This is a genomic window from Vibrio nigripulchritudo ATCC 27043 (genome assembly GCF_000222685.1).
GTDB classification, from domain to species: domain Bacteria; phylum Pseudomonadota; class Gammaproteobacteria; order Enterobacterales; family Vibrionaceae; genus Vibrio; species Vibrio nigripulchritudo.
The window spans coordinates 1-11,003 of sequence record NZ_AFWJ01000059.1; the positions used below are offsets into that span (position 1 = coordinate 1).

Below are 11,003 nucleotides of genomic sequence, written 5' to 3' on the forward strand. Positions count from 1 at the left end.
GCCACTAGCTGATTTTCAGCGCGTGCTCTGCCTGTTTCATCAAACTGCTTCGAGTAGTCTTTACCTGCATTAATTCGAAACACTGGGGCACTGTGGCTACCACGGTCACCCTGCCTCCATGCAACATGCATAAGTGGTGTAAACGCAGCGTGTTTTTTTAATGCGTTGTACTGGGCGTTCAACTGGTAGCTAGAACGTGGTAGCAACGCAGCTCCTTTTAGTCTCATACCCTCAGAGTCCTGGAAAGAGAACGTACGTTCCAGATTAATTTCTGGGTTTTGATTTGGCCAGGATTCGTTAATGGTTTCAGGATCCACTGCTCGCTTGAAGAAAATGACTTCTATATCAAACTGTCGGGCTGCCAGTGATTCAAATGAAAACAGGCATAGCAGTAAGGGGATCAGTTTTTTCATTGTTGCTCCGTATAGAAAGAGCGGCGACTCACCGCTCTTTTGCTTAAAACACGCGTCCGGTAAGCGTACCAAATTCCTGATTAACTTGGCAGGCGATTCTCTGCAAACTGTTGAAGTAAGTCGTTAATAAAACGCACTCTTTCCCGACGATCGGTTAATGGTAGCGCAAACTTCAACTTGGTTGGACCTTCCAAGCCATATTTTTGCGGCGCCGATTGCAGCAATTTAACAAGAAACGCAGGGTTTATGTCAGCGGTAGGATAAAATTCTATAAATCCTCCTTTAGCATGTGCCTCGATTTTCTTGATATGCATAGTTCCGGCTTTTTGTTTGACCTCGCTGACCGCCAGTAAATTCTTAGCGGCATCAGGTAAGGTTCCAAAGCGATCAATAAGTTCCACTTTCATTTCTGCCAGTTCGTTTTCATTGCTGACGCTGGCAATGCGCTTGTACATAGAAAGACGCGTATTGATGTCTGGAATATAGTCGTCAGGGAGCAAGGCAGGCAATCTAAGCTCAACTTCTGTCTGGTCACGAAGCAGTTCATCGAGAGACGGCTCTTTCCCTTCTTTCAACGCTTCAACTGCTTGTTCTAGCATTTCCATATAGAGCGTAAAGCCAACAGACTGAATCTGACCACTTTGCTCATCACCTAGTAATTCACCTGCACCACGAATTTCCAGATCGTGAGTTGCCAGCGTGAAGCCAGCCCCCAGATCTTCCAGTGATGCAATCGCATCTAAACGTTTGATAGCGTCTTTAGTCATCGCTTTCGGGTGAGGTGTTAACAGGTAAGCGTATGCCTGATGATGAGAACGACCCACACGTCCACGTAACTGATGCAACTGAGCCAGACCAAGGTTGTCGGCTCTGTCCATAATGATGGTATTTGCGGTCGGGACATCGATGCCCGTTTCGATAATCGTGGTACACACCAGCAGGTTGAAACGTTGATGGTAGAAATCGTTCATGATGCGCTCAAGCTCTCGCTCGCGCATTTGACCATGTGCCACTGTTACACGGGCTTCCGGGATCAGTTTTTCCAGATCCGCCGCCACTTTTTCAATGGTTTCAACCTGATTATGTAGGAAGTAAACCTGTCCGCCACGCATGATTTCACGAAGTACCGCTTCACGGGTGACGCTGTCTTCGCTCTGACGGACAAAGGTTTTGATGGCTAAACGCCTTGCTGGTGGAGTCGCAATGATCGACAAATCACGCATTCCACTCATCGCCATATTCAGGGTTCGAGGAATCGGAGTGGCGGTAAGAGTGAGGATATCCACATCCGCACGCATGGCTTTCACTTTTTCTTTCTGACGAACGCCAAATCGGTGTTCTTCGTCTACGATGAGCAGACCAAGATCTTTGAATTTAATGTCATTTTGAAGCAGTTTGTGCGTTCCGATGATGATGTCGACTTTGCCTTCTTCCACATCCGCAAGAATTTGCTTCTGTTCTTTTGCCGATTTAAATCGAGAAAGAACCTCAACCCGAATCGGTAAGTTGGCAAAGCGATCTCGAAAGTTTTCAAAGTGCTGCTGGGCCAGTAGGGTGGTGGGAACCAAAACCGCGACCTGTTTGCTGTTGTCAGTGGCAACAAACGCGGCACGCATTGCTACTTCTGTTTTACCAAAGCCCACATCACCACAAACCAGTCTGTCCATTGCTTTTGGCTGACACATGTCTGAAAGCACCGCGTTGATCGCCATGGCTTGATCATCGGTTTCTTCAAAAGGAAAGGTAGATTTAAATGTCGCGTATTCTTCACGGTCCAGTTTGAATTTAAAACCTGGCTTGAGTTCGCGTTTTGCGTAAACATCGAGCAGCTCGGCTGCGACGTCACGAACTTTTTCAGCGGCTCTGCGTCTTGCTTTTGCCCAGGCTTCGCCACCGAGTTTGTGCAGTGGTGCGCTGTCTTCTGCGCCTCCAGAATAGCGGCTGATCAGGTTCAGTGAAGAAACGGGCACGTAAAGTTTGGCACCATCCTGGTATTCCAAGGTCACATATTCGGTGGGCATTCCACCTGCTTCTAATGTCTGAAGACCGGTGTATCGCCCAATACCATGATCTAGGTGAACGACTGGCTGACCGGGTTTTAGCTCGGCCAGATGACGAATCACCGTATCCGAATTAACGGCTTTTCGATCTTTTTTACGTCTTTGAATCACCCGATCGCCGAGCAAGTCGCTCTCACAGATCAGTGCTATTTGGGATGGTTCGTAAATAAAACCATGCTCCGCCGCGCCAAGAATCAGATTGATCTTGGTATCGGCAGCGAGAGCATCATTCAAACTCGTGCACTCTACAGGCTTGAGTTTGATTCGCTGAAGTAATTCTAATAATGCTTCGCGGCGACCTTCTGATTCAACTGAGAATACGATTTTCCCGCTGAACTGCTCTACAAACTGCCTCAATGCTGCCATTGGCTCTTTGTTCTGATGCTGAACATGCAAATCTGGCAGAGCTACAATCTTTTCGTTACTTCTTCCGCCTTTATTAGCGACTTCTTCTGCGCTTAACAGGCTTTGTGGAAGTGATTTGAAGTGTGAAAAGAGTTCGTCCTTCTTGAGCCACAGTAGTTCAGGCTCAAGTAGCGGGCGCAGTGGATCAACCTTGCGTTGGTCGAATCGGTAATCAACGTCGCCAAGGAAAGTGTCGATGGCATTTTCCAAATTGCCAACAGAGATGAGCAGCGTGTTATCAGGCAGATAGTCGAACAAGGTTTCTGTGTGCTCAAAGAAAAGAGGCTGCCAGTATTCAATACCTGCCGGCCAGGTTCCTTTGCTGATCTGCATATAGATGGATTCGGGTTCGCGTCTTGCTTCGAACTTTTGTCTCCAACGTCCGCGGAAGTCTTCAATAGCCTGATCTGTTGTTGGAAACTCGTGAGCAGGAAGCAGACGAATTTCCGGAATGTCGTCGATGGAACGCTGATTTTCCGGATCGAAGGTGCGGATGCTGTCAATTTCATCATCAAAGAAATCGATACGATAAGGATCGCTGCTGCCCATCGGGTACAAATCAATGATGGAGCCCCGACTGGCGTATTCACCCGGTCCGAACACTTGATCGACGTGTCGATAGCCCGACTTCTCCAGTTGCAGACGAAGTGCCTCCAGCGAATAGCGGTCTCCGTTTTTAACCATCAGGGTATGCTGCATCAAAAAGTCACGTGGTGACTGACGCTGAAGCAAGGTGCTTACCGGTATCACGGTAATGCCGTTACTTTGAGTTGGCAGCTGATACAGTGTTGAAATTCGATCAGAAATAATGTCCTGATGAGGAGAAAAGTTATCGTAAGGCAGAGTTTCCCAATCTGGGAACATATGCACGGGTTGTTGGGTAAACTGTTCAACTTCAGCCGTAAGCTTGAGCGCAAGCTGAGGATCGGGGACAATAAGGAGTGTGTGCCCACTGTGTTGCTCAGACAACTGAGCAATGGCAACAGATAAAGCCGAGCCTTTTAGATTACCGACGTGCTTTTTATCTCCCGCGCCGCCAGGCAGCGCCAGAGAAAGAAGATGTGAATTAGGCATAACGTTATTTACGATCGCGTTCCAATGAACGTTGTCTTAGTAATTTTTGTTGTTGGTGAAGCGCGGCTTTGATCAGCAAATCCTGATCTTCTTCGCGCAATAGAGTAAATGATATCGTGATTTTATAGGATTGGTCATCCCCTTCACACTCAGAAACTTTGCCGTAACAGTAAATGGCTGCGGCTGGAAATTCGAGAAAGATTTTTGTACGAACGGTTTGACCAATAGCAAGGGCGCTTTTCGCTGTGTAAGTAAACTGGCTGGCACCAAAGGAAGACGTAGTGTTGCTAAAAGCCGGATCATTCTGCTGAGAGAGCATATACGTAAGCAAAAGGTTCAACTTGCTGTTTTGGGTTTCCAGCAACTGGACCACGTGCGAAAGGTCGCTGCTTCTTAATTCCCCGATCGCTTTTTCAGTCACGCTATCCAGAGAACTGAACTCGGTAGCGACCAAAAATGGGGCAGGGATTTCAGTGACAAATTGCTCGTTATCCGGCAGCTCAAAATCGGATTCAAGCGGCTCGATATTAACGGTCAGTCCATGTTGAACGGTAAAATACTCTTGTTGGCTCATACTGCAATTCCCTTCTTTCTATTCTATTGATTATCGTCATGTAAGCGCATGAATCAAGAAATCTGCCGTTATATGTATTTTTTTCGTCATTTTAAGAGCCCAGCCTTAAGTAAAGACTACTAAATCAGTGGCTTTCTCGTTACATTACCGACCAGTGATTTATCAAGGTTCTTTCTATATGTTCCATCCCATATCGGTTTATATCGGATTGCGCTATTTACGCGGAAGGTCAGGAGATCGTTTTAGCCGGTTTGTCTCGTTCATGTCTACGGCGGGCATCACCATTGGTGTGATGGCTATGATAACCGTAACTTCTGTCATGAATGGATTTGAAGGGCAACTCAAAGGACGCATCCTTGGGGTGTTGCCTAATGCAGTCGTCAGTGAAGATTCGGGTAAAACCCAACTCAGCGCTGAGCTCCCTGAGTTTCTCTCTCAATACCCTACTTCCACAAAGCCAACCCCGATAGTTCGGTCTGAAGCGGTTATTCAAAGCCCGGTCCGATTAAACGCCGGAATGCTACTGGGCATCGACCCTACGCTAAATGATCCAGTGGGTAAACATCTGCTGGGTGGGAGCCTTCAAGCTTTGGAGGCAGGAAAGTACAGGGTCGTTCTGGGTCATACACTCGCCAGACAGCTTAAAGCGCGAGTGGGTGACAAAGTACGGATTATGGTAACTGGCGCGAGTCGATTCACACCATTAGGTCGCATACCAAGCCAGCGTAACTTTACCGTTGCAGGTGTGTTTAACACTGGTTCTGATATCGATTCACAGCTAATGGTGACCAATATACAAGATGCTTCAAGGTTACTGAGATACCCGAAAGGGACGGTATCCGGCTGGCGTTTGACGTTTGATGACCCGTTTGTTGTGTCAGAAATGGCAACAAAGCCGCTTCCTGAAAACTGGAAATGGAGCGACTGGCGCGAACAGCGAGGTGAGCTGTTTCAGGCAGTTAAAATGGAAAAAAACATGATGGGTCTTATGCTTGGGCTTATCGTTGGCGTCGCCGCGTTTAATATTATTTCGGCGCTGATAATGGTGGTCATGGAGAAACAGGCTGAAGTCGCCATCCTGAAAACTCAGGGGCTAACCAATTCTCAGGTTATGACGGTATTTGTGGTTCAGGGAGCAAGTAGCGGAGTGATTGGCTCGATTGTGGGTGGTCTGGTGGGCGTGTTGCTGGCTTCCAACATCAACAGCCTGTTGCAACTTTTCAACCTGAATTTGTTTGCAGTAGGAGGGAAGTTGCCTGTGCTTATTGACCCTACGCAAGTATTCATCATTATTTCTCTGGCGGTTGCTTTAAGTATCTTAGCAACGCTTTATCCATCCTACCGGGCTTCGTCCGTAAAACCAGCTGAGGCGCTTCGATATGAGTGATTTATTACTTTGTGATTCTGTTTGTAAAACCTATCGCGAAGGCAATTTTGAAACCGAAGTGTTAAAAGGTGTGAGTTTTTCCCTGAGGGCAGGAGAACTGGTTTCCATTGTTGGTTCTTCCGGCTCAGGAAAGAGCACGCTCTTGCATGTATTGGGTGCTCTCGATGAGCCGACGCAGGGGAAGGTTTCCTTTCAGTCAAAGGAATTGGCGGCACTGAATAGCAGTCAGCAAGCCAAGCTGCGAAATCAGGAAATAGGGTTTGTTTATCAGTTTCATCACCTTCTGGCGGACTTTACCGCATTAGAAAACGTTGCAATGCCGTTGATGATTGGTGGTCAAAGCCCGGCAAAAGCCAAAAGTGCGGCAAAAACATTACTTGCCAAGGTTGGATTAGAGCATCGTCTTGAACACCGACCAGCAGAGTTGTCTGGCGGTGAAAGACAGCGAGTAGCGATTGCACGCGCGTTGGTGAATGAGCCTTCCCTAGTGTTGGCTGATGAGCCTACGGGTAATCTGGACCACACCTCCGCTTTGGCGATTTACGATTTGATGCGAGAGCTGAATAAGGAGTCTGGTACGGCATTTTTGGTGGTGACTCACGACAACGAACTGGCAGACAAAATGGATCGCAAACTTCATATGCAAGATGGTTTGCTGGTGGATGAACATGAAGTGCGTTCAGCGCGATAAGGCGGAGAATCATGTTTTCACTTTCCTTACTATTAGGTAGCCGATTCAGCCGCGCCAAAAAACGCAACAAGCTGGTGTCCTTTATTTCTCTCTCTTCAACCATAGGTATTGCCGTTGGGGTGGCTGTTGTCTTGATTGGGCTTTCAGCGATGAATGGCTTTGAGCGAGAACTAGAAAATCGTGTGCTTTCAGTCATTGCTCATGGTGAATTTGAAGGTGCAAGAGGGCCAATCAAAAATTGGGAGCGAGTGGTAACCGACGCTGAGAAAAGCGACAAAGTGATTGCTGCAGCACCATACGTGAAATTGACGGGCCTAGCTGAAAAAGGCGCCATTCTGAAAGCGGTTGAAATTCGAGGCGTTGATACTGAGCTTGAAAAACGCGTGTCTAATCTGGTCGAATTTATCGACCAGGATGCTTGGGAAGAGTTTCAACCTGGGAATAACCAGGTCATCCTCGGAAAAGGCATTGCCGACCACTTGGGCGTGAAAGTAGGAGAGGGCATTACTCTGCTTATTCCTCAGGCAAACAATTCGCTGAAAGTACGTGCGCCCAAAAGAGTTCGATTAAATGTGATTGGTTTTCTTAGCCTTGGCGGTCAAATTGATCATGGTTTGGTGTTATTACCGTTAGCTGATGCTCAAACCTACGCCAACATAGGTGAAAGTGTCACGGGTGTTTCCATCAAGACCACAAACGTGTTTGAAGCTCAGTCCATTGTCCGAGAGGTAGGGGATACGTTGTCTGTGTCTGTATTCCTAAGAAGCTGGCAGCATAAATTCGGATTTCTGTATCGCGATATTCAGTTGGTTCGTACCATCATGTACCTTGTTATGGTGCTGGTAATAGGTGTAGCCTGCTTTAACATTGTGTCGACTTTGATGATGGCGGTAAAAGACAGGTTGTCGGAAATCGCTATTCTAAAAACCATGGGAGCGAGCGACGGTCTAATTCGCCGTACGTTCATATGGCAAGGCGTCTTTTCTGGTGTTACCGGAAGTTTGGCAGGAAGCATGCTTGGGTTGTTTGTTGCGAGTAATCTGACGACTCTGATAAAAGGTCTGGAATCGCTTGTAGGTCATCAATTCTTGTCTGGCGACATTTACTTTATTGATTTCTTGCCATCCGAAATTATTTGGCAAGACGTTGTCATTGTGTCCGGTACAGCCGTATTCTTGAGCTTACTCGCGACTTTGTACCCAGCATCACGAGCCAGCAATACCCACCCAGCAAGTGTATTAAGTGGTAAGTAACTTCTTTTCTAATAAACTGCTTTAAACGTAAAAGACCCCATAATTGGGGTCTTTTTGATCAATATGAGAAACAGCTCAGTTACATTGTGATTCCATATCACTCGTAAGCTATCGGCTCGCTCATTTTCATTCCATTTGAATTCTCTTATCTTCTCAAACGAAGGCGAAGCCCGCGTTTTTGCCAGCTTCTGACCACGGAATAGCGCCATAAACCGCGAATGCCGAAATAACCGAGCATGGCACTTGCGACACCACAGATGGCACAGCCGAGCAGAAACGGGGGACCGATGGTCGACATCTGTTCCACTATAAAGTCCCAAGACAGCTCGAAGTGGAATTTCTGAGGTGGGGTAGACATTACCAGTGCCCCGACCTTATATGCAAAGTAGAACAACACGGGCATGGTAATAGGGTTACTCACCCAGACCAGCGCAACAGAAAGAGGAAGATTGACCCCACACGCAATGGCTAAACCCGCAGCCATGATCATCTGGCTGGGAAGAGGAACAAAAGCCATGAATAAGCCAACGGCAAATGCGCCAGCAGCAGAGCGTCGGTTGAGACACCATAAGTTAGGGTTATAAAGGACGTTGCCAAATATTTTAAGTGCTTTTTGACGCTTGATTAAATCGTGATCGGGTAAGAAGCGTCGGATCATTTTTTTTGGCATAGGATATGAAGACTCACTTTTCTAACTGGACATTAATTTCATTCACGGCAGCAGTGGCTTCGTCTGCACTTTGGACGACCATGCCGGGTGCTTTCTGGCTTGTTCCCGCAATTATCCTATGCTTGCTTATCTGGAACAGGTCAGGTACTGCTTGCCTCAAAGGCGTATTGCTAGGATTGATAATTGTGGTTGTCCATTCCACCCTCTATCAATCACAGCAACGTGTGCTTTTTTCTGAGGGTCAGAATAGTACCATAACTGGCCGAATTGACAGCCTTTTTAAACAAATTAGCCATGGTTATGTAGCGACTTTTGTCGTCCATCAAATTAACGACCGGGAAATTCCCTATTTTCTTCAGCCTAAAGTGCGAATTGTGTGGTCTCAGACAGAAAATCGACCGGAAATTAATGATGAGCTGACTCTCGAAGTTGTTATTAAACCTGTCTATGGTCGTCTCAATGAGGCGGGGTTTGATCAGGAAAAACAGTTTGTTAGTGAAGGCTGGCACGGTAAGGCTGTTATCAATGCGGTTGTCATGCACCGAAAAATACCAAGTTTGCGGCAGCATCTGTTTGACCACAGCTTAATGTACACCTCTGGACTGGAATCACAGAGGTTTGTTATTGCATTAAGTTTTGGTGAACGCAGTTTTCTGAAGGCTTCAGATTGGGTCAATTTGCAACGCAGCGGCTTGCTTCATTTAATGGCTATTTCAGGTCTTCATATTGGTTTAGTCTTCGGTTTCGGCTGGGTTGTTGGTCGTTGCATCTCCATCTTTATTCCAGGAAGTTCGAAAGCCTGGAACCCTATCTGTATGGCGCTGCTTTTTGCTGTGGGATATGCAGCACTCGCCGGCTTTTCACTTCCAACTCAACGAGCGCTTTTGGCTTGCCTGAGCGTTTCTCTGATACAAGCATTAGGCGTGCATTTTGGACGCTGGAAGATTCTGCTCATAGTGTGCAGTGTGATACTCGCGCTAGAGCCATTTTCGGTGCTGACCGCCAGTTTCTGGTTATCCTTTGCTGCTGTGGTCGTGATCTTTTTGTTTCTGGGGCTACAGAAACGCCGAGCTTACTCTTGGGTTCATAAACTGCGGCTGCTTATCGGAATGCAGATTTGGTTGTTGGTGACGCTCATTCCCATATCTATGCTGTTCTTTTCCGGGTTCAGTTATTTGTCGCCACTCTACAACTTGGTATTTGTGCCTCTGGTTGGTTTTGTCACACTGCCTTTGATTTCTGTTGCACTTGCTTTTACGCCAATAAGCGAGCATTTCGCTTCTCTATTCTGGGGGTTAGCTGATAAATCTCTCGCTCCTGTTCTTTGGGTTTTGGATATAGGCTCGGCGGGTTGGATAAGTGTTTCCCCAATGTATACGGCGATAATCGTTGTTGGTCTGGTTCTAGCATTCATAAGTTATCTACTCAGAAGCTTAAATCCTATGTTGTTATTGCCTGTCGCATTACTCTGGTTATTCCCCAGCAAACCAGAGCCAAACTGGCAATTAGACGTATTGGATGTGGGGCATGGTCTTGCGATTTTGATTGAAAAAAATAACAAAGCTGTACTCTATGACACGGGTGTTGGTTGGCAAGGTGGCAGTTATGCGCAAAGTGTGGTGTATCCGATTCTTGTTAATCGTGGAATATCCAAACTGGATGGGCTGATTCTCAGCCATCTGGACTCTGATCATGCTGGTGGCAGGAAGTTCGTTGAAACTCACCTGCATCCCGAATGGTCACGCTCAAGCCAAAGCCTGCCTAACTATCAACCATGCATTAAAGGGGAGAACTGGAACTGGCAGGGTTTGAAATTTGAAGCACTTTGGCCACCCAAAATAGTGAATCGGGCATACAATCCCCATTCTTGTGTAATCAGAGTGAGTGATGGAAGTCATTCTGTTCTTTTGACCGGAGACATTGATGCTATCAGTGAATATTTGCTGGCGAATGAAGGGGCAAAGCTTAAGTCGGACGTCATAATTGTTCCTCATCATGGTTCCTCTACTTCATCCAAATCGAAGTTTGTCCAATACGTCAGCCCAGACCTCGCTATTGCTTCTCTTGCCAAAGGAAATCGCTGGAATCTTCCCGCTCCTGCAGTACTGAGCGCTTATAGCGAGGTTGGAGCAAAGTGGTTGGATACGGGAGAGCAAGGGCAAATATCTATCCTGTTTGATGAAAACCACTGGTATGTACAATCAGTTAGGCAAGAACAATCCGCTCGCTGGTATAGGCAGATCGTAAGGAAAGGAGTAGAATGAGCGGAATTTTTTGAAAAACAATTTTCTTATGTCGCAAGAATCCGATCAATCGACCTTTCAGACGTTTAAGCGCCTTTGGCCTTACATTTCAAACTACAAAATTGGCCTAGTCATAGCGGCGATAGCACTGGTTGTTAACGCCCTAAGTGACACTTATATGATTTCTCTGCTTAAACCTTTGCTAGACGAAGGCTTTGGCAGTGCAGATTCTG

Annotated in this window: 8 protein-coding genes and 1 pseudogene; 5 read left to right on the forward strand and 4 right to left on the reverse strand. The window is 46.7% G+C overall.

The window, feature by feature from the left end; genetic code table 11:
• The 3 genes from RH89_RS07095 to RH89_RS07105 form a co-directional block, all read right to left on the reverse strand.
• Positions 1-413 (reverse strand): CsiV family protein (locus RH89_RS07095; protein WP_004400625.1); only part of this gene is annotated, 413 nt, incomplete at its 3' end.
• An 80-nt stretch (positions 414-493) separates the two neighbouring features.
• A complete protein-coding gene (gene mfd, locus RH89_RS07100; protein WP_004400626.1) occupies positions 494-3,952 on the reverse strand; it encodes a transcription-repair coupling factor in 3,459 nt (1,152 codons plus the stop codon).
• 4 nt (positions 3,953-3,956) lie between these two features.
• The gene (locus RH89_RS07105; RefSeq protein ID WP_004400627.1) at positions 3,957-4,526 is read right to left on the reverse strand and encodes a PilZ domain-containing protein; all 570 of its coding nucleotides are present in this window, start codon (positions 4,524-4,526) and stop codon (positions 3,957-3,959) included.
• A 178-nt stretch (positions 4,527-4,704) separates the two neighbouring features.
• Here RH89_RS07105 and lolC point away from each other — a divergent pair, with 178 nt between their 5' ends.
• From lolC to lolE, 3 genes are read left to right on the forward strand one after another with little or no spacing between them, the layout of a single operon-like run.
• Entirely contained in the window at positions 4,705-5,913 is a 1,209-nt protein-coding gene (gene lolC, locus RH89_RS07110) for a lipoprotein-releasing ABC transporter permease subunit LolC (protein WP_022550212.1), read from the forward strand.
• A complete protein-coding gene (lolD, locus tag RH89_RS07115; RefSeq protein WP_004400629.1) occupies positions 5,906-6,604 on the forward strand; it encodes a lipoprotein-releasing ABC transporter ATP-binding protein LolD in 699 nt (232 codons plus the stop codon). The genes lolC and lolD overlap by 8 nt, the downstream gene beginning before the upstream one ends.
• Positions 6,605-6,615: 11 nt before the next feature.
• Positions 6,616-7,857 carry a lipoprotein-releasing ABC transporter permease subunit LolE gene (gene lolE / locus RH89_RS07120; protein WP_004400630.1) on the forward strand — a complete coding sequence of 414 codons (1,242 nt, stop codon included), beginning with the start codon at positions 6,616-6,618 and terminating at the stop codon, positions 7,855-7,857.
• A 145-nt stretch (positions 7,858-8,002) separates the two neighbouring features.
• Here lolE and RH89_RS07125 read toward each other — a convergent pair whose 3' ends face one another.
• Positions 8,003-8,527 (reverse strand): DUF2062 domain-containing protein, encoded by a 525-nt coding sequence (locus tag RH89_RS07125; protein ID WP_004400631.1) that lies wholly within the window; start codon positions 8,525-8,527, stop codon positions 8,003-8,005.
• A 5-nt stretch (positions 8,528-8,532) separates the two neighbouring features.
• Between RH89_RS07125 and RH89_RS07130 the strand changes: the two genes are divergently transcribed.
• Both RH89_RS07130 and RH89_RS07135 read left to right on the forward strand, forming a co-directional pair.
• A complete protein-coding gene (locus RH89_RS07130; protein ID WP_038145208.1) occupies positions 8,533-10,791 on the forward strand; it encodes a DNA internalization-related competence protein ComEC/Rec2 in 2,259 nt (752 codons plus the stop codon).
• Positions 10,792-10,819: 28 nt separating this feature from the next.
• Positions 10,820-11,003: pseudogene (locus tag RH89_RS07135) on the forward strand (lipid ABC transporter permease/ATP-binding protein); the annotation flags it as partial.